The sequence below is a fragment of the Pseudomonas sp. UMAB-08 genome (assembly GCF_900095225.1).
In the GTDB taxonomy this organism is placed as follows: Bacteria; Pseudomonadota; Gammaproteobacteria; order Pseudomonadales; family Pseudomonadaceae; genus Aquipseudomonas.
Genome location: NZ_LT607414.1, coordinates 52529 through 76087 on the forward strand (window position 1 = coordinate 52529; position 23559 = coordinate 76087).

General features: G+C 57.4%; 23 protein-coding genes, 1 pseudogene and 2 riboswitches. Of the genes and pseudogenes, 15 read left to right on the top strand and 9 right to left on the bottom strand.

Going from position 1 to position 23559, the window contains the following annotated elements; all coding sequences use genetic code 11:
- Positions 1 to 43 precede the first annotated feature (43 nt).
- Positions 44 to 802, top strand: a complete 759-nt coding sequence (locus K0F75_RS00195) for a PIG-L deacetylase family protein (RefSeq protein ID WP_219059753.1) — start codon at positions 44 to 46, stop codon at positions 800 to 802.
- 46 nt (positions 803 to 848) lie between these two features.
- Here K0F75_RS00195 and K0F75_RS00200 read toward each other — a convergent pair whose 3' ends face one another.
- Together K0F75_RS00200 and K0F75_RS00205 are read right to left on the bottom strand one after the other, a co-directional pair.
- Positions 849 to 1883, bottom strand: coding sequence for a dienelactone hydrolase (locus tag K0F75_RS00200; protein WP_219059754.1), 1035 nt, complete (start codon positions 1881 to 1883; stop codon positions 849 to 851).
- 377 nt (positions 1884 to 2260) lie between these two features.
- Positions 2261 to 2872, bottom strand: a complete 612-nt coding sequence (locus K0F75_RS00205) for an FMN-dependent NADH-azoreductase (protein WP_219059755.1) — start codon at positions 2870 to 2872, stop codon at positions 2261 to 2263.
- A 128-nt stretch (positions 2873 to 3000) separates the two neighbouring features.
- On the opposite strand from K0F75_RS00205, the gene K0F75_RS00210 reads away from it, so the two are divergent.
- Complete coding sequence (locus K0F75_RS00210; RefSeq protein WP_219059756.1) at positions 3001 to 3909, top strand: LysR substrate-binding domain-containing protein; 909 nt, start codon at positions 3001 to 3003, stop codon at positions 3907 to 3909.
- Positions 3910 to 3936: 27 nt separating this feature from the next.
- A complete protein-coding gene (locus tag K0F75_RS00215; protein ID WP_257604211.1) occupies positions 3937 to 4284 on the top strand; it encodes an MmcQ/YjbR family DNA-binding protein in 348 nt (115 codons plus the stop codon).
- Here the strand turns inward: K0F75_RS00215 and K0F75_RS00220 are convergent.
- A complete protein-coding gene (locus K0F75_RS00220) occupies positions 4279 to 4740 on the bottom strand; it encodes a DUF1294 domain-containing protein (protein ID WP_219059758.1) in 462 nt (153 codons plus the stop codon). The genes K0F75_RS00215 and K0F75_RS00220 overlap by 6 nt on opposite strands.
- A gap of 11 nt (positions 4741 to 4751) precedes the next feature.
- A complete protein-coding gene (locus K0F75_RS00225) occupies positions 4752 to 5582 on the bottom strand; it encodes an undecaprenyl-diphosphate phosphatase (RefSeq protein WP_219059759.1) in 831 nt (276 codons plus the stop codon).
- Between the two features lie 347 nt (positions 5583 to 5929).
- On the opposite strand from K0F75_RS00225, the pseudogene K0F75_RS26110 reads away from it, so the two are divergent.
- From K0F75_RS26110 to K0F75_RS00270, 10 genes and pseudogenes are all read left to right on the top strand, one after another.
- A pseudogene (locus tag K0F75_RS26110) lies at positions 5930 to 6613 on the top strand (cache domain-containing protein); the annotation flags it as partial.
- A gap of 126 nt (positions 6614 to 6739) precedes the next feature.
- Positions 6740 to 7474 carry a methyl-accepting chemotaxis protein gene (locus tag K0F75_RS26115; RefSeq protein ID WP_374028588.1) on the top strand — a complete coding sequence of 245 codons (735 nt, stop codon included), beginning with the start codon at positions 6740 to 6742 and terminating at the stop codon, positions 7472 to 7474.
- Positions 7475 to 7617: 143 nt separating this feature from the next.
- On the top strand, positions 7618 to 8184 hold the full coding sequence (gene pnuC, locus K0F75_RS00235; RefSeq protein WP_219059761.1) for a nicotinamide riboside transporter PnuC: 567 nt from the start codon (positions 7618 to 7620) through the stop codon (positions 8182 to 8184).
- Entirely contained in the window at positions 8181 to 8708 is a 528-nt protein-coding gene (locus K0F75_RS00240) for an AAA family ATPase (protein WP_219060321.1), read from the top strand. Before pnuC ends, K0F75_RS00240 begins: the two co-directional genes overlap by 4 nt.
- Positions 8709 to 9040: 332 nt before the next feature.
- Positions 9041 to 9484: a hypothetical protein gene (locus K0F75_RS00245; protein ID WP_257604212.1), complete on the top strand. Its 444-nt coding sequence runs from the start codon at positions 9041 to 9043 to the stop codon at positions 9482 to 9484.
- Between the two features lies 1 nt (position 9485).
- Positions 9486 to 10067 carry an adhesin gene (locus K0F75_RS00250; protein WP_219059762.1) on the top strand — a complete coding sequence of 194 codons (582 nt, stop codon included), beginning with the start codon at positions 9486 to 9488 and terminating at the stop codon, positions 10065 to 10067.
- 64 nt (positions 10068 to 10131) lie between these two features.
- Positions 10132 to 11109 (top strand): heme utilization protein, encoded by a 978-nt coding sequence (locus K0F75_RS00255; RefSeq protein WP_219059763.1) that lies wholly within the window; start codon positions 10132 to 10134, stop codon positions 11107 to 11109.
- A 103-nt stretch (positions 11110 to 11212) separates the two neighbouring features.
- Complete coding sequence (locus K0F75_RS00260; RefSeq protein WP_219059764.1) at positions 11213 to 11893, top strand: C39 family peptidase; 681 nt, start codon at positions 11213 to 11215, stop codon at positions 11891 to 11893.
- A 29-nt stretch (positions 11894 to 11922) separates the two neighbouring features.
- On the top strand, positions 11923 to 12669 hold the full coding sequence (locus K0F75_RS00265) for a hypothetical protein (RefSeq protein ID WP_219059765.1): 747 nt from the start codon (positions 11923 to 11925) through the stop codon (positions 12667 to 12669).
- A gap of 45 nt (positions 12670 to 12714) precedes the next feature.
- Complete coding sequence (locus K0F75_RS00270) at positions 12715 to 14007, top strand: hypothetical protein (RefSeq protein WP_219059766.1); 1293 nt, start codon at positions 12715 to 12717, stop codon at positions 14005 to 14007.
- Between the two features lie 70 nt (positions 14008 to 14077).
- Here K0F75_RS00270 and K0F75_RS00275 read toward each other — a convergent pair whose 3' ends face one another.
- Positions 14078 to 15403, bottom strand: a complete 1326-nt coding sequence (locus tag K0F75_RS00275) for a sigma-54 dependent transcriptional regulator (RefSeq protein ID WP_219059767.1) — start codon at positions 15401 to 15403, stop codon at positions 14078 to 14080.
- A 372-nt stretch (positions 15404 to 15775) separates the two neighbouring features.
- Between K0F75_RS00275 and K0F75_RS00280 the strand changes: the two genes are divergently transcribed.
- Positions 15776 to 16042 carry a hypothetical protein gene (locus tag K0F75_RS00280; protein ID WP_219059768.1) on the top strand — a complete coding sequence of 89 codons (267 nt, stop codon included), beginning with the start codon at positions 15776 to 15778 and terminating at the stop codon, positions 16040 to 16042.
- Between the two features lie 51 nt (positions 16043 to 16093).
- Here the strand turns inward: K0F75_RS00280 and K0F75_RS00285 are convergent, their stop codons facing one another.
- The 4 genes from K0F75_RS00285 to cobW form a co-directional block, all read right to left on the bottom strand.
- Positions 16094 to 16660: a VWA domain-containing protein gene (locus K0F75_RS00285; RefSeq protein WP_219060323.1), complete on the bottom strand. Its 567-nt coding sequence runs from the start codon at positions 16658 to 16660 to the stop codon at positions 16094 to 16096.
- A gap of 101 nt (positions 16661 to 16761) precedes the next feature.
- Positions 16762 to 17811: an ATP-binding protein gene (locus K0F75_RS00290; protein WP_219059769.1), complete on the bottom strand. Its 1050-nt coding sequence runs from the start codon at positions 17809 to 17811 to the stop codon at positions 16762 to 16764.
- Positions 17812 to 17830: 19 nt separating this feature from the next.
- Positions 17831 to 21595, bottom strand: a complete 3765-nt coding sequence (gene cobN, locus K0F75_RS00295; protein ID WP_219059770.1) for a cobaltochelatase subunit CobN — start codon at positions 21593 to 21595, stop codon at positions 17831 to 17833.
- Between the two features lie 3 nt (positions 21596 to 21598).
- Positions 21599 to 22663 carry a cobalamin biosynthesis protein CobW gene (gene cobW / locus K0F75_RS00300; protein ID WP_306823013.1) on the bottom strand — a complete coding sequence of 355 codons (1065 nt, stop codon included), beginning with the start codon at positions 22661 to 22663 and terminating at the stop codon, positions 21599 to 21601.
- 97 nt (positions 22664 to 22760) lie between these two features.
- Positions 22761 to 22976: riboswitch (cobalamin riboswitch) on the bottom strand.
- A gap of 75 nt (positions 22977 to 23051) precedes the next feature.
- A riboswitch (cobalamin riboswitch) is annotated at positions 23052 to 23273 on the top strand.
- A 94-nt stretch (positions 23274 to 23367) separates the two neighbouring features.
- Here cobW and K0F75_RS00305 point away from each other — a divergent pair.
- Positions 23368 to 23553: a CbtB-domain containing protein gene (locus K0F75_RS00305; RefSeq protein WP_219059772.1), complete on the top strand. Its 186-nt coding sequence runs from the start codon at positions 23368 to 23370 to the stop codon at positions 23551 to 23553.
- The last annotated feature ends 6 nt before the right edge of the window (positions 23554 to 23559 follow it).

Here is a 23559-nt window from a genome sequence, read left to right on the forward strand (position 1 = left end):
GCAGTCAAGGCGTTGGCCATCCGCCGACAAGGACGTGAGATCTGTGAGCGAACATCTGATCGTGGGCAGTGGTGCCTCTCGCCATGCCTGGAAGCATTCTAAACGCCTGGCCGAACTGCCCGTCATCAGCACCAATATGCTGGTGCCGCCCGGTTCTCGCGCCGTGATCATTGCGCCTCATCCCATAGACGAAGTGTTGGGCTTCGGCGGCCTGATGCAACAACTGGCGCAGTTGGGACGGCCACTTCAGTTGATTTCAGTGACCGACGGCAGTGCCAGTCACCCTGGATCAAGCAGTTGGCCAGTGGCGCGTTTAAGTGTGATCCGCCCGCAAGAAAGCGCCGAAGCCCTGCGCCGCCTGGACCTGCCGCTGCACAGTTTGCAATGGATTCGTGGCGGCTTTACCGACAATGCTGTCGCTAAACAGGAGGACGCACTCACCGATTTCATCCAGCGTTATCTGCGCACAACCGACGTGGTCTTCACCCCATGGGATCACGACGGCCAGTGCGACCATGATGCGGTGGGCCGCGCGACCGCTAAAGCGGTTGAATCCGCGGGTGCCCAGTGCCACGAAGTACCGATCTGGGCCTGGCACTGGGCGCAACCGGAGGACGACCTGATCCCTTGGCAGCGCGCGCGCAAGATTTTGCTGGACCCGGCGACGGTGGCGCGTAAACGGCATGCCGCACACGCATTCGCCAGCCAATTGCAAGGTGATCCCGAGACTGGCCTGCTACCGGAGTTGGCTACCCCGGTGCTGGAGCGCCTGCTGCGACCTTTCGAAGTGGTGTTTCTATGAGTAGCGGGGAGTAGCGGCGAGCGCTACCACCCTCGCCGCTCACGCGTTATTCCTGATGCGCTGTCTGTAACCCTGCGCGACTCGGCTGGCTCAGTGTGTCACTGAAAAAACGCACGGCGTCGGCACTCAGGTTACGGTGGATATCGACTCGGTCGACACCTTCGGCATCGGTACACAGGCCCGGAGTACTTACTTGCTGCTCATCCGTACACGGTGCGAGGAACACGAAATGCCCTGCCCCGGGCAACAGTTTGAAATTCGGTGCCTTAGGCAGTTTGCGCGCCAGGGCTTCGGCATTCTTGTCCAGAGCGAGCAATTGGTCCCCATCACCGCTGTAGAGCAGCACGGGTACATGAACGTCAGCCAAGGTATGGCGACCGAACATCAAGCTCAATGGCGCCATTAGCATCAACGCCCCTACACGCGGGTCCGCTTCTGCACGTAAATCGTCCCGATCGGCAATCAGCTCGCCCTGCCTCGTGCAAGCATCGCGGTCCATTGGACGTTCAGCACAATATTTACGCAGGCGTTGCAGATCAGGTTGAGCACCGGCCAGGATCAACGCGGTCTCACCACCGGCCGAGTAACCAATGACGCCAACGTGCTGCCCATCAACATAAGCAGAAAGCATCGGGTCCATGAGCGCAGCACTGATGGCTTCGGATATTTGCAGGGGCCGTCCGTACAAATTGCTAAGACTGCCGAGACGGCTGTGGTCCTTATAGTTGTCACCGGGGTGAATCACCGCGACCACGACAAACCCCTTACGGGCCAGAGAGGTTGCCAGGTCATGCAGCGCCAGCGGCGTACCGGTGTTGCCGTGGGATAGCATCAGCAGGGGAAAACGCCCCATGGCGATCGTCGCGTCTTCACCGGCAGCAATTTGATAGCCATCGACTTTGCTGATTTTTTTTGAGTCAGTCGATGGATAGAACGCAATCGCGCTCATCGGCTGCAAATCCAGCGGATCAAGAAACGTCAGGCGATGAAATCCCGCGCTCCAGTGAGTACCTGCTTCGACTTGCACCGAAATCAGGCTCCCAAGCAGACATACCAACATCACCGCACAAAGACGCACCATCGCAAGGCCCCACCTTTGTAGATCCGAGTAAGCGAACGGTGAAGTCCGCTGCGGGTTGCAGCGCTCTACACTGATCCGCGCTCCCGGCGCCGATAGCTATAAGAGTAGCTGCTCGACAAATAGTGCATAAGCCGAGCCACATACTAAAAAAACATGAAAACGAGATCCAAAATGACCCCGCTGCCTGTTCGATAGCTAACAAATGCAATCTTACTGTGATTGCAGTCCGCTTACCCGTAAGTAAATCGTCAAAGATGAAGGTTTGTCGCAATGGCGCTCTTGAATGGCGCCAAACGCAAAAAACCCTGCAACCCTTACGTCATTACGCAGGGCGGCAGAGTTTCTGGTGTGCGGTGTTGCCCTATTCAGGGCAACGATCAAGCGGTGGCGAACAACGCTTCGCTGATGTGCTTGCGGGCTGAAGCCATTGCATTGGCACGTGGTTCATCACCGTACGCCAGGCCATGGGCGAAGACGAATTGCAGGTCAGTCACACCGATGAAGCCAAACAGTACCTTGAGCAGGTCCTCGTGACCCACGCTGGTCGGCTGGCCAACGTGCAGGCCACCGGCAGTGGAGACAATGATGACTTTTTTGCCGCCGCAGAGGCCTTCGGGCCCGGTTTCGCTGTAGCGGAAGGTACGGCCGGCGACAGTCACCCGGTCGATCCAGGCCTTGAGTTGGCTTGGAATGGTGAAGTTGTACATCGGCGCGCCGATCACAACCACGTCAGCGGCCAGGAACTCCTGCAGAGTCGCTTCGTTCAGGTCGACGTCGGCCTGCTGCGCAGCATTGCGAGCCTCACTTGGCGTGCCGGCAGCGGCAAGGCTGGCAGCGGAAAAATGGCCCAGCGCATCATTTGCCAGATCGTGATAAGTCACTTGGCCGTCAGTTTCGACTGCCTGCCAGGCCTGAACGACGCTTTGGCTGAGTTGGCGAGAAGCAGAGTGGTCACCAAGGATGCTGGAATCGAGATGCAGAAGTTTCATAGGGCTCTCCAAGAAGGGATCGCCGCCGGGCGATCAAGTACGGATAATCCTACAGGGCAAACCAATTCATGATTAGTCAGCGTAAATGCGATAGTTTGTCCTATATATAGAACAGTCGAGGCATCTGCATGCAAGACCTTAACGATCTTTATTACTTCGCAAAAGTCGTCGAGGCCGGAGGCTTCGCGGCTGCGGGACGTTTGCTCGGCATCCCCAAATCCCGCCTGTCTCGACGTATCGCCGAGCTGGAAACCCGCCTCAACGCAAGCCTGCTGCAACGCACAACACGCAAACTGTCGCTGACAGCGGTTGGCGAGCGTTACCTGCAACATTGCCAAGCCATGTTGCTGGAAGCGGAAATGGCCGATGAAGCCGTCGCATCACTGTCGGCCGAACCTCGCGGGCGGCTACGGGTGTCCTGCCCGGCCGGCTTGATCCATTGGAATCTGGCCAGCGTGATCAGCTCGTTTCTGGCAAGTCACCCACAGGTCCAGCTGGAAATGTTGCTGGTCAATCGACGTGTCGATCTGGTGAATGAGGGCATCGATGTCGCGTTACGGGTGCGTGACATCGGCGATGAAGACCCCAGCCTGATCGTACGCCAACTGGCACCGGCTCTTGCCGCACTGGTAGCGTCACCCACTTTGCTGACCGGTCGCGTCATCAGTACACCTCGGGACTTGGCGAGCCTGCCGGTACTGGGCGCTATCGAGGCTGATCGGATGGTCCACTACGATCTGGTCCATAGCAGCGGCGAGCGATGTGAAGTCGCGATTGAGGCGCGCCTGGCCATCGATGATTTCCCTATCCGCAAAAGCGCCGCCTTGAGTGGACTGGGTCTGACCATGTTGCCGATGATGAACTGCCGTGAAGAATTGGCTGACGGGCGTCTGATTCAGTTGCTGCCTGATTGGTCACTGCCGGGCGGACACCTGCAAGCGGCTTATACCCAGCGGCGCGGTATGCTTCCGGCGGTGAGGGCATGGATTGATCACATCAGCAACGCGTTCACTCATGACCTGCACGGTCATGAGTGAACGCCAATGATAGGGAGGAAAGCGAGGATGAATCCTGAGCAAGTGGCGCAGTTTTGTCTGCAACTGCCTGGTGCCCGCGAGGATTACAAATGGGGGGGCACCCGAGTGTTTTCAGTGGCAACAAACAAGATGTTCGCTGTGCTTGATCTGGCAGGCGCCGGGCTGTCGTTCAAAATCGGTGCCGAGCTGTTTCTGGGTTATGTCGACCGACCGGGTATCCGCCCCGCGCCCTATCTGGCGCGCGCGTACTGGATCAGCGTGGCACCGCCCTACCCCATGAGCGACAACGAGTTGCGCGATCTGCTGACACGCTCGCATCAGTTGGTGGTGAGCAAATTGCCCAAAATCCGACAGGTAGGTTTGAAGGTGTCATGAGAAATGGCGGGCCAGGAAATTGCCTTGCAGAAACAAGAGGTCGATCCAGAACACCTGATGCAGCAGAACGATCATCCAGAACACCGTTTGATAAGAGAGTTTGCGGGTTTTGTGCCGAAAGCGTTGCTGTGCCAGCAAGGCACCCGGCCAGCCGCCCAGCAACTCGACGCCATGCAGGACTTTCTCCGGCATGCGCCAGCCGTCATTGCGGGCCCTGTTTTTATCGTGCCAATAGAGAAAGAACGCCAGCAAACTCATCACTGCGTAAGCGCTGGCCGGGATCGCTGAAACGCCCCTGATTGCCATCGACAGCGCGCCGAAGCCTGGCAACGCGCACAACCCCAAGAGGATGAGGAGCTTGAGCCGAACATGCTGCACCGACTGTTTTGGCCGGCGTGCATCGGCGCCTGGCTTGCCCTGTCCAGACTTTCCTTGAGACTGCGTGCGTTGCTCCATCGGTTTGATCCTTACGCGGCCGCAGAGGACCAGTCGATCCAGCCAAACTGCCAGGTCGCCAGAATCACCAGGCCGAAAGCGATCCGGTACCAGGCAAACACCGCATAGGTATGGGTGGAGATGAACTTGAGCAGCGCGCGAACCGCGATCATGGCGAAAATGAACGAGGTCACAAAACCGATGGCAATCACCGGCAAATCATCGTGCTGGAACAGAGTGCGATATTTATAGGCCGAATAGACCGCCGCACCGACCATGGTTGGCATGGCGAGGAAGAACGAGAACTCGGTAGCCGCCTTGCGTGACAGGCCGAACAGCAGTCCGCCGATGATGGTTGCGCCAGAACGCGAGGTGCCGGGAATCATCGCCAGACACTGAGCACAACCCACTTTCAGGGCATCGACCCAGGTCATTTCATCGACGGTTTCCGCGCGCACTACATGTTGGCGGCGCTCGGCCCACAACATGATCACCCCGCCCACCACCAAGGCTGTCGCGACAGTGATCGGGTTGAACAGGTATTTGTGAATCAAATCGGCAAACAACACCCCAAGCACAATGGCCGGGAGGACACCAATAATCAGGTTAACCGTGAAGCGTTGCGCTTCAGCCTGTTTAGGCAGCCCGATGACCACATCGATAATCTTGCGTCGAAACTCCCAGACCACCGCCAGAATCGCCCCTAGCTGGATAATGATGTTGAAGGCCATCGCCCTCTCACCGCCAAAATTGATCAAGTCCGCGACAATAATCTGGTGACCGGTGCTGGAAACCGGCAAAAACTCGGTCAACCCTTCTACAACCCCAAGAATCAATGCCTGTGCGGCAGTCCAAAGATCCATCATTCCCCCATGAAGCAATGCTCTTGGCATGCCCCTTTAGTGTTTTCAATACGATTGCAGGCAAGACATGCGACGTGCGTGGGACCGACATGATGATTGCCATAACGTGAAAATCACGTGTGCTACTCATGTTTAGTCGAAAAACGCCGAAAGCCTATCAGACATGATGAATTAACGCTCTAGCATGCCCCGCATGGCGCATACTTTGATCCGATTGTAAGACGAAAAAAGAACAATATTTAAAGGAGCGGAGTTTCATGAATAGCTTGCGCAGTTTGTCGATCAGCCGTCGGTTGTGGCTGATCCTAGTGGTCTCTGTGCTGATGCTGTTGACGCTTGGGGGTTTGATGCTCAAGCAGATCCACACTGACCTGTATGCCGCCAAGGCGGAAAAAACCCAGCAGATTGTGGAGGCCGCCGGTGGCATCCTCTCGTACTTCCACGGCCAGGAAACCTCCGGCAAGCTCACTCGTGAACAAGCCCAACAACAAGCCCAGGCTGCAGTACGCGGGTTGCGCTACAACCAGAACGAGTATTTTTGGATCAACGACCTGCGACCGGTGATGATCATGCACCCGGTCAATCAGAAGCTTGAAGGCCAGGACCTGTCTGCGATCAAAGACCCGGATGGCGTTGCTCTGTTTAACGAGATGGTTACTGTCGCCAAAACCAAAGGCGCAGGTCCCATCGGCTATCGCTGGCCGAAACCTGGCTCCAGCGAACCCGTGGAGAAAACCTCTTATGTGAAATTGTTCGAGCCTTGGGGCTGGATACTCGGTTCAGGCGTGTACATCGATGATATGCAGGCCGAGTTCTACGGCCAGGTGTGGAAAGCTTCCTTTGCAGGCCTGAGCATCGCGCTGGTCATGGCGCTGCTGGTGGTGATGATTTCCCGAAGCATTGTCCGGCCATTACAGGATGCCGTCGACGCCATGGCCAACATCGCCAGCGGTGAAAGTGACCTGACACGGAGTCTGGATACTCACGGTCAGGACGAAGTCTCGCAACTCGCGACCCACTTCAACGCCTTCACGACAAAAATGCATACGGTCGTGCGCCAATTGCTGGAAGCTGCTGCGGCATTGGGCCAAGCAGCCACTGAACTGGGCAGCAACGCAAGCCAGGCTCAAACGCACAGTGAGCAACAGTCGCAACAAATGGAGTTGGTGGCCACGGCCATTAATGAAGTGACCTACGGCGTACAGGATGTCGCGAAAAACGCCGAACAGGCCGCCAGCGAAATGCGCGACGCCGAAGCCCAGGCCAAACAAGGGCAGGTCAATATCGAAAGCAGCCTGCGCCAGATCGATCAATTGTCTAGCACCATCACCCAGGCGGTGACCGTTATTCAAACCCTCGCGGCGGAAAGCACGCAGATCGGCAGTGTCCTGGAGGTGATTCGTTCTATTGCCGACCAGACCAACCTGCTGGCGTTGAACGCTGCCATCGAAGCGGCTCGCGCTGGTGAACAAGGCCGTGGCTTTGCTGTGGTAGCCGATGAGGTGCGCCTGTTGGCACAACGCACGCAAAAATCGACGGCTGAAATTCAGTCGATGATTGAACGCCTGCAACACCATTCCGATGCGGCAGTCAAAGTCATCGGCGACAGCAGTCACGCTTCGCAGCTAACCATCGAGCAAGCCAGCCAGGCCGGTGAAAGCCTGAACTCGATTGCTCAGGCATTGCGCAACCTCAATGGCCTGAACGCCTCAATCGCCAGCGCGACCCTGCAACAGGCGCATGTGGTCGAGGACATCAATCAGAACGTCACCCAGGCGGCTGGTCTGTCACAAAACACCACCTACGCGGCCGAACGCTCCAGTGAAGCCAGTGTGCACCTGCGAGACCTGAGCAATCAGTTGAATCGATTGCTGGGTCAGTTTCGGGTATAGACCTGATCCCACAGGATGTATAAGGGCACTTGCTACAAGTGCCCTGCCTCACGCCCGTTGTTGTAAAGCCATCCCCCTCGCCTCGCGCTTATCCGCTTACAATCGTCCCCCCGATTTCCCCTCGTGTCCCCTAAGGAGTTGTCATGTCCGGGCTTGAACTGTTCGCGGCCGTGCTAGGCGTGATCGCCGTATGGCTGACGGTGAAACAGAATGCCTGGTGCTGGCCCATCGGCCTGGTCATGGTGCTGCTTTATTCTTGGGTTTTCTTTGAGGTGAAGCTGTACTCGGACATGCTTTTGCAAATGATCTATGCCGTGTTGCAGCTTTACGGCTGGAGGCAATGGACCCGGCGAAGCGAGGTGCAGCAAGGTCGCGTCATCACGTATCTGGGCACCGGCCCGCTGTTGTTCAGTCTGGCGCTGGGCGCGTTGCTCAGCGTGGCGTTAGGCGCTGCAATGGCTCACTTTACCGACGCGGCACAACCCTGGCTGGACGCCGCGCTGACCGGTTTCAGCTTGGTGGCCCAAGTATGGATGGCGCAAAAACGCATCCAGTGTTGGCCTCTGTGGATGGTGCTGGATGTGATTTTCGTCGGCCTGTTCCTTTATAAGGGCCTGTACCTCACCGCGGCACTGTATGCGTTATTTATGCTGATCGCCTTACTGGGCTGGCGCGAATGGCGCAATCATCAGGCTCTGGCAGCCCGATGAAAGTGCTGGTGCTGGCGGGACCTGAATCCAGTGGCAAAAGCTGGCTCGCGGCCCGGATACAAGCCCGCTTCGGCGGTGAACTGGTGAGTGAATATGTTCGCTACTTCATCGAACAACAGGCACGCGATACTTGCTACGCCGATATCCAGAGCATTGCAGAGGGTCAACTGGCCTGGGAAGACGCTGCTCGAGCGAGGCAGCCTGGACTGCTTATTCTCGACACCCACCTGCTGAGCAATATGCTCTGGAGCCACACTCTATTCGGCGATTGCCCTGGCTGGCTCGAACAGCAGCTTTTAGCTCGCCATTACGATTTGCACCTGTTGTTGGCACCTGAAGGGGTCGACTGGATCAGCGATGGTCAACGCTGCCAGCCGGCCCTGAGTGAGCGCCAGGCGTTTTTTGCAGCCAGCCAGCAATGGTTGGAGCGCCATCAACAACCGTACTGCGTAATCAGTGGCAAGCAGGACAGCCGGCGCGAACAGGCATTTGCGTCTATCGGTCTTTTATTGAGTGTGCCATAAGCCGCTTCAAGGTCGATTCGCGGTAGCGGATGTCCATTTATGAAACACATCACTCACGCTAAAAGCCCGAGCCAGACAGGTTCAGCTTTTTATCGATCAATCTGTTAAGCCAGTGATACAGCCGGCAGCGAGATCGATTGTCTCCACAGCCTGATGTGCAGGCTCTTCTATCCAATTGAAGCTGTTTCACCATCGTTACATCGATGCTGAAAGCCTTTGAGCTATCACGCTCAACCCATTGATTTGCTTAACACTATTAAAAGCGGCACAGCTCCTGCTCTCCTTCTTGCATCGCTGATTAGGGCCAGCGCATCAACTAAGGAAGAGCAGTCATGGGGCGTTTTGAAAAGGGTATGTTTGGCCTCCTATTCGTCGGATGCGTCAGCGGCGCGTCCTTTAGTCTCCCCGCACACGCAGGCGACGGCGTTATTGTCTTGCAGCGCACCGTTCAGCCCCATGTTGCCACTCGTTCACTGATGCGCCCGGACCCAAATCCCACCACGGTTAACACTAATGTTTCCAGCCGGGTCACCGGGGCACTGGATAACGGCGAGTTGTCAGACGGTGATTTCGCCAATGTCACCAGCGGCGCCACGATCAACCACTTGCTTATGCCTAACGGCACCCTGCACGGCTTGAATACAGTTGATCGAGGGGTGTCCACAGGGCTGGGCGCCAGTCATTCGGGCGGTGCCACTGGCGGTATAGGCGGTCAGGTCACCAGTTCCGTCCAGCAAGGTCTTGCTCCGTTGCGCATGATGACGGGAGACCGCTGAGATGACCCGCTCACTCCTCATGGTAGCCATGTTCTGCTCCTGCGCGGCCCTGGCCGACTCAAACACCCCTGTGGTTGATCAGGCAGTCATTGGCAGCGCTGGCCAGAACTATCAAGGCAACTTTTCCGTCAACCAGGCTGCTGGCGATCAACAGCAACAAATCAATGGCCGGGCCATCGCCATTGGTACTACTGAAGCACAGGCCACTGGCCAATATCGTCAACAACTCAATACCCGGATCGACCCGCTACGAAACGCGCGATCAGCCATCGAAGGCAGCGCCTTCAGCAATGGCAGCGGGATCCTGGGGGTCAACCAGTCTTCCGGCGCCAACAATCAACAAATTAACGCAGTGCGCCTGGGCATCAGTGCCCAGGCGCAAAGCATCGACGACAGCGTCCTGTCACAGCAAAACGTGGCGCTGTTGCAAGGCTCCGGCACAACCGAGCACTCCCCCGGCAACCGCCAGGTCGCTACCAGCGATCAGGCCTTCACCGGTAGTCGAGGGGTTGTTCAGTTGAACCAGAGCGCTGGGGTGGGAAACCAATCGGTCAACACCCTGAGCGTAAGGGTCTCCAACTGACCCAAAGCGGTACAGCAACACAACGTTCCAACACTTAGCAATCTAATAAGAATGGAGAAACACCATGAAACCTACAATGGCAATCAAGCCTCTGGTCTTCGCACTGGCAGCGATCATGGCTGTGGCAGCACAAGCCGATGGACGCGGTGGTAACAATAACAACCACAACGGCCATGAAAACAATGATCCTAGCCCCCTGCTCGGGCTTCTGATCAATGCTGGTTCTGCCGCAACAGTGATGGATTCACAAAACAGCTATGGCAACACGGTCCTCAACCAAGGCACTCGAAACAGCGCCACGGTCGATAGCTCGGGTTCCAATGCCAATGGCAACCTGGGGATTAACGTCGCGGGCGGCGACGCTAACCAACAGGACAACGCTGCTGCCATCGCTACGGCCGATGAAAACTTCATTTTCGGTAGCGCGATCTCTGCATCCAGTGCCACTCAGACCAACAGCGGTAACACGGCTGCCAACTACTCCACCCGCAGCACCACCACCCTCTCGAACTCGGCCAATGGCAGCTCCGGCAACATTGGTATCAACGTGACGTCTGGCGACTACAACCAACAGAAAAACAATCTGGCGATTGCAGTGTCCGGTGGTCGGGTGGCAACAGCTTCGGCGTCGGCTAACCAAACGTCCAACGGCACCTCGGTTAGTAACTATGCTGATCGTAGTTACGAAAAAACCACCCTGAAAGCCACCGTCGATGTGACAGGCAGCTATAAAGGTAAAGGGGAAGGCTACGTTTACGACAACGACAGTCATGGTGGCGGTTGGGGCAACAATGACAGCCGCAACAACAATGACAAAAACAAATTGGCCTTCACTGAAAGTGGCACTGTGGAGTTGAGCGGCGTAGCGACCTATCAGGTGTTGACCCCTACTGGTTGGGCAAATCCTGTGACCAACAGCGCGACCCTGAGCAACTCGCTGAACAATGTGTCGGGTAACGTCGGCGCTAACGTTTCTGCGGGCATTGGCAACCAACAAAGCAACTCGCTGTCCATCGCCGCAGGCTGCAAAGCCTGCATGTAAGTGCGACGGTAATCAGGGGTTCTCGCAAGAGAACCCCTTTTTCCAAGCGTTATTGGAAGTCTTACTTTGCTGAAGTGACTCAAACGTCCAAGGCGTAATGATCATGCGCAGTATCGCCCTCTTCTGCCTGTTGTTGATTGCTGGCCTGTCACAAGCAGGTCAAATGGCGGTCCCCGGTTTGCCGGGTGCCAATCTGATCTACAAGCACGTTCAGAGCTTGCGCGAACGGCGTTTCAGCGATCTGGTGGAACAAAAAACTGATTTCAGCTGTGGCGCTGCCGCGCTGGCCACTGTGTTGCGTCAGGCCTACTGGCTCGACGTGACTGAGAACCAGCTTATCGAAGGCATGCTCCTCACTGCGGACCAGGACCTTGTGCGTACACAGGGTTTCTCCATGCTCGATATGAAACGCTACGTCGAAAGCATCGGCATGCGTGCCCGAGGCTACCGAATTCCTTCGGAAAGCCTGGACCGCCTGACCATTCCGGTCGTGGTGCTGATGGATATTCGCGGCTACAAGCATTTCGTCGTGCTGCAAAAGACTGAGAAGAATTGGGTGTACATCGGTGATCCCGTGCTCGGTCACAAGCGCTATTCCCGTGAAGACTTCACCAAAGGCTGGAACGGCATTATTTTCGCGGTCATCGGTCCCGGGTATGACAAACATAACGCCCTGCTGGATCCGCCGTTGCCATTAACCGCCAGAGGTCGCGTGGATACCTTTAACCCGGTCAAGGATGCAGAGTTGATGGAGTTTGGCTTTTTGCAAAGTGATTTCTTCTAATAATAATAAAGTGGCAATGGGAGCAGCACATGAAAATCCACCACTGGCTGGCCGCTGCCTGCATGGTTGCTAGTCTGCCGACGCATGCCACGTCGGTCTTCAACCCCATAGAACTCAAGGATCAGGAATTGGCCCAGTTACGCGGTCGTTATGTGATGCCGGACCGTATTGTTTATTTCGGCATGACCATGACCAGCACTTGGCAAAATGCCTCGGGCGATGTGCTCGGCGCGCAAACCACACTGCACATGCAGCAAAACACAATAAAACCGCAATTCTATGTGTCACTCATCAATCAAAAGGGGGATGGTTCAACACCTACTGACGGTACCGGCTCAATCACCGGGGGTGGCGGACTCACCGCTCTTCAAGGCGTGACGCAAAGTACACGCACTGCCGGCGACGGTAATCTTTCCAGCAACAACGTTGATATCAACGTTCAGCAGAACGGCCAGGCGCCCGTTCTAACCGCCAACCAGGGTCAGGTGTTGACCAGCGGCGCAACGATCACGGAGGCTAACCGCGCCGGGAGCCTGACGGTTTCGTCCAGCAATGGTGGAGTGCAGTTGGCCATTCAGGCCGGCAATAACCAGGGCGACTCAATGCAGCGTATTGCCGCAGGCGGTGTTCTGCAGGCGACCAATCTAATGGGGACGAAAAATCAAGTTCAAAACTTGACGCAATTGAATATTGTGCTACGAAACGACTTACCCTCCCCGGGTACGCTGAATTGTAATCTGGATCAATTAAAGAGCCTCCGGTCCGCCGGTTATTGATCTACGCTCTGATTCATAAAACAGCTAACAGGGATGGCTATTCCTATGTATCGTTCGTTCTCGTTTCGCGCGGTTGTTTGTTTGAGTGCGCTGTTGCCCGCTACATTTACTCAGGCAGCAACAGACACTGATGTCGAGACATTGAAGCAAGAACTTCTGGAGTTGAAACAACGTTACGATGTGCAGCAAAAGGCACTGATGGTGCTTGAACAACGGGTCCGTCAGGTTGAAGATCAGCCGGCGACGCCTCAGCCCAAACGACTGGTGCGCTCACCGGCGACGCCTGCAAACAAGGGCAGCGGCGTTGCTGTAGCCAGCAGCGATGGCCGTACGACGGGGACAGGCAGCTCTTATGGTCAGTCACTTAAAGATGACTCGCAACCGGCACAAAGCGTGAGCAACCTGTACGACGAGGCCAGCGGGTTTTTCGGTGGAGGCAAGTTTAGCCTGGAAACCGGCATCACCTATGCTCACTACGACACTAATCAACTGATCCTTAATGGTTTTCTGGCACTGGATTCGATTTTCCTGGGCAATATCGGCATCGACAAGATCAAGGCCGATAACTGGACCCTGGACTTGACCGGACGCTACAACTTCGACCAGCGTTGGCAGGTCGATCTCAACGTGCCCGTTATTTACCGGGAAACCACCTACTCTTCAGCCGGTGCCGGCAACTCGACAAGTCAGATCTCCGAAGTCAGCGAAAAACGTGATCCGACACTGGGCGATATCAACGCCGGGATCGCCTATAAGTTTCTTGATGAAACGGCTGACACCCCGGATGCGATCTTTACCCTGCGTCTAAAAGCGCCTACCGGCAAAGAGCCCTACGGCATCAAGCTGCACACGTCCAGTCAGAACGACAGCCTCTCGACACCTGAAAGCCTACCGACCGGCAACGGCGTATGGTCATTGACACCTGGCCTCTCTCTGATCAAAACCATCGACCCGGCGGTCCTGTTCGGCAGCATCGCTTATACCTACAACATGGAAGAATCATTCGGCGATATCAGCCCCACTCAAGACACGAAAGTCCCAGGCAAAGTTAAATTGGGCGACACATTCCAGATCGGGGCCGGTATCGCCTTCGCCCTGAACGAGAAGATGAGCATGTCGTTTTCGGTGTCTGACCTGATCGCGATGAAAAGCAAGATCAAACAGCAAGGTCAGGGATGGGAAACAGTCAGCAACAGCGATGCCAATGCGGGGTACTTCAACATTGGCATGACCATGGCTGTATCAGACAAACTGACCATCGTGCCCAACCTTTCCATTGGCCTGACTAACGATGCGCCAGACTTTACCTTCAGCCTGAAATTCCCGTACTACTTCTGACCCCTTCTATCAGCCGCTTCAACTAAAAACCCGCGATGATCGCGGGTTTTTTAGTAGTGGGGCTAATGCATTAGCGAATCTGATGTTTGTGCAGCAATCTGTAAAAAGTAGGCCGTGACACACCCAATACTTTGGCGGCAACACTCAGGTTATCGCTGTGACGCGTCAGCACATCACACAACGCCTGACGCTCCGCACGGGACTTGTAATCATCGAGGGTGCCCATGATGGCAGTGACCTCCTGATTGCCGACCAGCCCCAGGTCAGCGGCCTCGATTTGTCGCCCCTCGGCCAACACCAGACCACGCCGTACCCGATTAGCCAGCTCGCGAACGTTACCCGGCCAGTCATGCTTGCCCATGGCGACCAGCGCATCCTGGCTGAAACTACGTGGGCGACGGCCCGTTTCCTGGCTGTAGACGTGGGCGAAATGATTGGCCAACATCGCCAGATCTCCGTGCCGCTCACGCAAAGGTGCAGTGACCACTTGCAAGACATTCAGGCGGTAATACAGGTCTTCGCGAAACCGCCCTTGGCGAATAGCCGCTTCAAGGTCGACGTGGGTGGCGGCCAACACACGAACGTCGACAGCGATCGGCTCACGTCCGCCGACTCTCTCGATATGTTTTTCCTGAAGAAACCGCAGCAGATTGGCCTGCAATTCCAGGGGCAGATCGCCGATTTCATCAAGGAACAGTGTCCCGCCGTTGGCGGCTTCGATTCGTCCGATTTTGCGCTGATGGGCGCCCGTGAAGGCGCCTTTCTCATGACCGAACAGCTCGGACTGAATCAAATGCTCAGGAATGGCACCGCAGTTGATCGCAACGAACGGCTTGCCTTTGCGTTGGGACTGGAGGTGCAAGGTCCGGGCTACCAGTTCTTTGCCAGTACCACTTTCCCCCCGAATCAGAACAGGAGACTCGGTCGGCGCCAGTTTGCTCAACAACTTGCGTAATTCACGAATCGGTCGGCTTTCGCCCAACAGTTCATGTTCAGGTTCGTGCACATGGGCCACTCCCTGCCCGCGAAGCCTCGCCATGCCGTACGCGCGGCCCAGGGTTACTTGCACCCTTGAAACATCGAACGGCAAGGTATGGAAGTCGAAAAACCATTCACAAACAAAATCACCCACCTTCTGCAGGCGCAACTCATCGGGGCTGAGCACCGCAATCCATTCGGTATTACTGCGACTGATCAACTCCTTGACGGCTTCAGGGTGTTCGACATGGTAAGGCATCAGACGGATCAAACCGACGTCGCAGGTTTGTTCTGCGGCTAATTCAAGGGTGCTGCTGTGCACGTCCCAGCCAGCCTCACGGAGAGCGGGAATCAAACGATGGCAATCATCGCAAGGGTCGACGACCAATAGGCGACGTAGTGGAGCCGATTCATGCATAGAGGTTCCTTGGCGCCAATATTTAGAAATCGTTTTATAAACAGTAAGTTGGCAAAGCTGGCTGTTACATTAGCAAAAATTTGACACTCGCTTGTACCGTTTAACTATAAGTGTCATTCCAAAAAGAACTAAAAAAATCAGACGATTCATTCAACTATTCAGTCTACTAATTATGCGCACTGACGATGTTCTGCAAAGATGTCGCCGATGCGCGGCAGGCGGCAAGGGTACCGTTGGTAGGGAATTATTAAATTATCGACAGACCGTTGTGACTTACATGACCTCTTGCGTCATCAGTACAAGTAACCAGCCGAACGGTAAGCCCACCCCTCGGCGGCGATTGAATTTATCTGGGCACGGAGAGAAACGACCATGAACACCCCACTGCGCTTTAACGAAGCACTTTTGATCGCTGGTCATGCCTTCGAACCCTTTCAATGCGTCGCCTGGGCACCGCAAGACGGTAACGGCGAACTCAGCCTGACCGTTATCGACCGCACCAACACCCGAATCGGACGCAAACAGATCCCAAGCAGCACCTATAGCGACCCTGCTCAGCTGGAAAGTCTGTTGGAGCAAGCCCGGGCAGAAATCAGTCAGGAAGGCTACCGCCTGATGCCCTGGACCATGCCAGAGTGAATTGAAGTAACTCGTCTCTGAAAACACTGCAGAACCGTGCTTATTTAGTGTTCAGCGAACCCGAGTTAACGATTCAATATGACAATACTCAGCCCCTAACGCTGAGGCCAGTTGCACCGCTCGCCCCAGGCGAATCGGACCCTGCTCTATGTCTATCAGCAGACTCGGGCAACTCAGCTCAGGCACAACCGGCAGAGCCTTGATCCGGCCATCGGTCAATAGCAGCAGGCGTTGCTGTTCGGTCGGGTGTTGTTTTTGACGCAAGGTGAGCCAGTGTGCAGCTTGTTCCAGTGCGTCGAGCAGCGGCGTGCCACCCCCCGCGCCCAGTGCGTTAAGCCAGGGCTGTAATGCGGCGGATGCTTTGAGGCCTTGATGTTGCCAGTGCGGGGTATTGCCGCTGGCGGTGAGCAATGCCAGGCGGACGCGGCGACGGTAAGCATCATCGAACAGCTGACTCAATAGGCCTTTGGCCTGACTCAAGGCCTGATGTCGCCGGGTCGAGGCCGATGCATCGACAATGACCAGCCATAGCGCCCGAGGGCGACTGCTGCGCGGCTTTCGAATCAGGTCTTTGCGCCGTTTCGGGCGTCCGCGCAACAGGGTCGGCAACCAATCGATGGCGCCATCGGACCCGGCACGGGCCGCACCGGTTCTGCCGCCACTGAGTCTTCCTGGCTGAGGCGTGGCATCCGCCCCCGGTGTCGAATGAGGGCGGATGCCTACGGCTTTTTTGGCCAGCTCGGCACTTCGCGGCGCATACCGACAGGCATCGCCTGCGCAGGCATCTCTCCCCAACTGCCCTGCCCACCTTCCGGGCTCTCACTCGGCTCGTCAGGCGGGGTATTGCCAGGTGTTGTTTGCGGCGGGGTCGGTGGTAGCGGAGCCTCGGCAGGCGGCGGAGCTTTTGCGGATGGCGAGCTGATGCTACGGCGATGACGCAGGGCAAATTCAGCGACCGCATCGATATCCTCAGCCGTGATCTGCCAGGCACCGCGCCAGGCGGCATGAGCTCGAGCCGCGCGCAGCCAGACCAAATCCGCACGCAACCCGTCCACACCCGCAGCAAAACAGCGCTCGGTAATCTGCCCAAGTGCCTGATCGTCCAGGGGGACTGTCGGCAGCAGCGCGCGCGCCTGTTCGCAACGCTGTTTTAAGGCGCTCTGCTGATCCGCCCACAGCTCACAGAACGCAACGGGATCAGCATCGAAATCCAGTCGCCGGCGAATGATTTTTCCACGCTCGGCCGGGACCGTAGGGCCACTTAACACTACGTTCAAACCGAAGCGATCCAGCAATTGCGGGCGCAGCTCGCCCTCTTCCGGGTTCATCGTCCCAATCAGGACAAACCGCGCAGGATGACGATGGGAGATGCCATCGCGCTCGACAATGTTGGTCCCGCTGGCCGCGACATCCAGCAGCAAATCGACCAGATGGTCGGCCAGCAGATTGACCTCGTCGACATACAGCACCCCGCCATCCGCTTTGGCCAACACACCTGGCGAGAACTGCGCCCGGCCTTCTCCGAGGACCGCGTCCAGGTCCAACGTGCCCACCAGGCGCTCCTCTGTCGCCCCCAGCGGCAATGTGACAAATTGCCCGCTGGCCAGCAAATCAGCCAGACCACGCGCAAGCGTTGACTTGGCCATACCGCGCGGGCCTTCGATCAGGATGCCGCCAATCCTGGGGTCGATCGCTGTCAGGCACAGCGCCAGTTTCAGCTCTTCGGCACCGACCACCGCCGCCAATGGGAAATGCGGGATATCGCTCATGCTCGTCTCTCGAAAATCATCAGTGTTCTTCTATATCCAGCAGCAGGTTTTCCAGCGCCTGGCGGTACTCACCCGGCGCCTCCCATAACCCACGCTGCTGAGCTTCCAGCATGCGTTCAGTGATATCGCGTAGCGCATCAGGGTTGTGCTGCTCAATGAATGCACGGGTCGAAGGGTCCAACAAATAGGCATCGGCCAGCAATGCGTATTGGTGATCATCAATCAAATGCGTGGTGGCGTCGAAAGCAAACAGGAAGTCCACCGTCGCGGCCATCTCGAACGCGCCTTTGTAACCATGGCGCTTGACCCCTTCAATCCACTTCGGGTTGGCCGCGCGCGCGCGTACGACCCGGTTCAACTCTTCTTTGAGGGTACGAATTTTCGGCAAGTCCGGCTGACTGTGATCGCCGTGGTAGCTCGCGGCTTGCTGCCCGCTGAGGCTTTCCACCGCCGCGAGCATGCCACCCTGAAACTGGTAATAGTCATTGGAGTCGAGCAGGTCATGCTCGCGATTGTCCTGGTTCTGTAGCACGGCTTGTACTTGGGACAATCGCTGAGCAAAACGCTCGCGCGCTGGCGTGCCTTCATCAGCGCCCCCATACGCGTAGCCGCCCCAGTTCAGGTAGACCTCGGCCAGATCTTCGCGACTTTGCCACAAGCGCCCGTCGATAGCGCCTTGCACGCCGGCACCATAAGCGCCCGGCTTGGCGCCGAAAATCCGCCAACCGGCTTGTCGTGCGGCATCGTCGGCACTCAAGCCGTTGCTCTCGAACGCCTGGCGCTCTTCGCGCACTTTGGCCGCCAGTGGATTGAGATCGTCCGGCTCATCAAGGGCGGCGACCGCTTGAACCGCAGCATCGAACAGGCGAATCAGGTTGGCGAACGCATCGCGGAAAAATCCGGAGACGCGCAATGTCACGTCTACCCGAGGCCGGTCGAGCAGGCTCAGGGGCAAAATTTCAAAGTCGTCGACCCGCTGGCTGCCCGTGGCCCAGACCGGACGGACACCCATCAGGGCCATGGCCTGGGCAATATCGTCACCGCCGGTGCGCATGGTCGCGGTACCCCAGACGGACAGACCCAGCTGACGCAGGTGATCGCCGTGATCCTGCAAGTGCCGCTCCAGCAGCAGGTTCGCCGATTGAAAACCGATGCGCCACGCGGTCGTGGTTGGCAGATTACGCACGTCCACGGAAAAGAAATTACGCCCGGTAGGCAGTACATCCAGGCGCCCACGGCTGGGGGCACCGCTGGGCCCTGCCGGAACGAATCGACCGCTCAAAGCGTCCAGTAAACCCTGCATCTCCGCAGGACCGCAGGCATCCAGCCGTGGCGCAACAACTTCGCTTAAATTATCAAGAATGAGTGCCAAGTCATTGTTTCCAGTCAATTCACTGACTGGCGTTAGCATTAACACCTGCTCGATCAGCCACGCTGCATACAACTCCAGCCGCTCACGCGTATCACCCGCCGTGCGCCAAGGTTCGGCGCTGATATCCAACAGTGACGCGGGGCGAGGCCCACTCCAAGGCTCTGACAGCACGCAGTCCAGAGGGTCGAAGTTCAGTTCGAAAGCTTTGCTCAGGGCGCGCAACAGACTCGATTGTGCGCCACGGCCATCGCCACGAGGAATCCGTAGCAACGCGAGCAAGGTGTCGATGCGCAGACGTCCACTGGGCGATTCGCCGAAAATATGCAGGCCATCGCGGATCTGCGATTCCTTCAGATCACACAGGTAGGTGTCCAGACGCGGCAACCAGAGGGCAGCATCCGCATCGGCGTTGAGCGCTTCGTCCAGTTGCAGTTCACGATCGATCCGGGTTTCACGCACCAACTTGAGGATGTCTCGTTGCAGTTCTCCAGCGCGACGCGGATCGAGCAACTGCGCTTCGTAATACTCATCGGCGAGCACTTCCAGATCACGCAGCGGACCGTAGGTTTCGGCCCGGGTCAGTGGCGGCATCAAGTGATCGATGATCACTGCCTGGGTGCGGCGCTTGGCCTGGGCGCCCTCACCCGGGTCGTTGACGATGAATGGGTAGATGTTCGGCATCGCACCCAATACTGCGTCCGGCCAGCAATTTTGCGACAGGCCGACACCTTTGCCCGGCAACCATTCAAGATTGCCGTGCTTACCCACATGCACCACAGCATGGGCGCCGTAGACTTTGCGCAACCAGAAGTAAAACGCCAGATAACCATGGGGCGGCACCAGGTCCGGGTCGTGATAGACCGCACTGGCGTCCACTTGATAACCCCGAGCGGGTTGAATGCCAATGAACGTCAGGCCAAAACGCAGCCCCGCAACCATCATCCTTCCGGAGCGAAACATTGGGTCGCCCTGCGGCGCGCCCCAGCGGGCGGTTACTGCCTCGCGATTGGCTACAGGCAAGTCATCGAACGCAGCCTGATATTCGTCCAGCCCCATGCTCTGCTGACACGGGCGCAGATCGATGCTGTCCAGGTCATTGGTGACACCGCCAAGCAACGCGTGGATCAAGGCGGTGCCGCTTTCAGGCAACGGCGCCAGCGGATAACCCTCGGCCTGCAACGCACGCAAAATATTCAAGGCGGCGGCTGGGGTGTCCAAACCAACGCCATTACCGATCCGACCGTCGCGGGTGGGGTAATTGGCGAGGATCAACGCGACGCGCTTGTGTTGATTGGGCAGGCGCGCCAGGTCAATCCAGCGTCGCGCCAGCTCGGCAACAAAATCCATGCGCTCGGGCTGGGCGCGATAACACACCACGTCGGATTGGCTGCGCTCGCTGTGCCAGGCCAGATCCTTGAAACTGATCGGCCGGCTGATGATCCGCCCATCCAGCTCTGGCAACGCGATGTGCATCGCCAAGTCCCGTGGACCCAGCCCTTGCTCGCTGGCGGACCACGCGGGTTCATTGTCCTGGGCGCAGATGGCCTGGATCACCGGAACATCGCGCCGAAACGGTCGCACATGGGGGGCTTCCGGGCTGGATTGAGCGAAGCCGGTGGTATTCAGGATGAGCGCGGCACCGACCTCGTCAAGCAGGTCTTCCACCACCGTCAGGCAGCCCGGTTCTTTCAGGCTGGCGACCGCGATGGGTAAAGGATTCAAACCCTGTGCCTGCAAACGGGCGCAGAACACGTCGACAAAGCCGGTGTTGGCCGCTTGCAGGTGGGATCGATAGAACAACAACGCCACGACGGGCTGAGCAGCGTGCCAATCGGCCTGCCAGTCACTCAGCTCCGCATTGGCCTTGTGCGGATGGTAGATCGCGGTACGTGGCAAAGCCTGAGGCTCTGCCCAAGGATAATCGCGGCCCAGCCAACAGTTTGCCAAACAACGATACAGCTCAAGCGCGTTGTGCATGCCGCCCTGGCGAAGGAAATGCCAGAGCCGCTCGCCTTCTTCGCCGGCAACAGTGCTCAAGCCGCTCAACTCCGGGTCCGGACGATCATCGCCCGGCACCAGAATAAGCTGCACCCCCCGTCCGGCAAGCTCCACCAGACGCTCGACGCCGTAGCGCCAATACCCGATGCCGCCGTGCAGGGAAATCAGGATGACCTTGGCATGACGCAGCACTTGATCGACGTACATGTCCACTGACGCGTGATTTTGCACTTGCATCGGGTTGGCCAGACGCAGACTGGGGTAATCCTCAGGCAACTGTTGCGCCGCCTCGGCGAGCAACGCCAAATGTGAATCGCCGCTGCAGAGAATCACCAGCTCGGCCGGGGTTTGCCCCAGATCAGCGATGCTGTCGTCAGGTACAAAGCCGCCAGGCTGGGTTCTCAGTAAATGCATGGGTCAGCCGGCAACCGCTGCGTGCAGTTGGGCTTCGAGAACGCTGGCATCGAGTTCCTGACCAATCAATACCAGATGGGTCGCGCGTTCTTCCTCGGCACGCCAGGCACGGTCGAAATGCTTGTCAAACCGCGTCCCGACGCCTTGAATCAGCAAGCGCATCGGCTTGCCCGGAATCGCTGCGAAACCCTTGACCCGCAAAATGCCGTGCTGCACCACCAGTTGCGTCAAGGCGTCCAGCAACAGGCTTTCGTCGGCCTGTGGCAATTTGATCGAGATAGAATCGAAAGCATCATGATCATGGTCGTCATGGTCATCGCCTTCGTGATGGTCATGGTGGGTGCGGCGACTATCGATATGCACCTCCGACTCAGCGCCCAGCCCCAGCAACACGCTGATGGGCAGACGACCGCTGCTGGCTTCGATCACTTTGACCGCAGGTGGCAGTTCTTCGGAGACTTCAGTGCGGACGGTCGCCAGGCCTGCCGCATCGAGCATGTCGGCTTTATTGAGGATAACCAGATCCGCGCTCGCGAGTTGATCGGCGAACAATTCGTGCAGTGGCGACTCATGGTCAAGGTTCGGGTCGAGTTTGCGCTGTGCGTCGACTTGATCCGGGAATGCAGCGAACGTGCCTGCCAACACTGCAGGGCTGTCGACCACGGTAATCACCGCATCGACCGTGCAGGCGTTACGAATTTCTGGCCACTGAAACGCTTGGACCAAGGGTTTTGGCAGCGCCAGGCCAGAGGTTTCAATCAGGATGTGATCCAGGTCGCCGCGACGGGCAACCAATTCGCGCATGACCGGGAAGAACTCTTCCTGAACCGTGCAGCACAGGCAACCGTTGGCCAACTCATACACACGACCGTTGGCTTCTTCTTCGGTGCAGCCAATGGTGCATTGCTTGAGGATGTCGCCATCGATGCCCAGTTCGCCGAATTCGTTGACGATCACCGCGATGCGCCGACCTTCGGCGTTGTCGAGAATGTGCCGCAGCAACGTGGTTTTACCCGACCCGAGGAAACCGGTAACGATAGTGACGGGAAGTTTGGCCAGTGATTTCATCGGATGCCCTTTGGCAAAGCGGCGGGCAAACAGGACGATAACCACGTAGCACATGCACGCAGATCAATTCGCCACCGGATCACCCCGCCCGGTTGTAGTGAGAATCTTGTTTCGAGGCAGGTCTCCTGGCTGACGGTGGCGTGTTGGCGGCCTATAAAAAAGCGTCCAGTACGCGTTCATTGCGCCTTCCCGCACGCGTGCAGTGGCAGTGCAATGAACATGACCGTTTACAGTTGCGGGGGCAGCCGCGGCTTGAACCGCGTTCCCTTTTAGCTCCGTGCAATACCGGAGCACCTCGAACGAGCAAGGCTACGCAGTGGCTGCGGGCAGGTCAATCACCGGCTAAGCCGCAGATGCTCTGGATTGACTCCTGTGCGTGCTCATGTTTTCCTACGGCCTTGTTTCGGGTGCCCTTCACAGGGTGAAACGGGAAACCGGTGCGCTTCATGCCAATAGGCATAAGCAAGTCCGGCGCTGCCCCCGCAACGGTAAGCGAGTGAAGAGTCAGATCCACTGTGCCAGCAGTCCGGCATGGGAAGGTGATTCTTGATGGTCAGTCTGCACAGACCCCTCGCAAGCCCGGAGACCGGCCCGACAAATGACCTAACAAACCCGCGGTGGGCGGGCGCTGTTGAACCTCTACTGACGCCTGTCAGTGGGGTTTCCATGCGCTTGCCTACTTGCCGACACTTGAGGGAAGCGCCATGTCGATCAGCACTATCAGCCACTCAGCTACAACCACCTCCACTCAGACCCGACGCCTGACGGCTGCCGTCAGCGCCCTCCTGCTGGGTGCATTTCTGGTCTACTTCGCCGGTTTCTCGCATATCAATGCCGTCCACAACGCGGCGCACGACACCCGCCACAGCTCTGCCTTCCCTTGCCATTGAGACCTG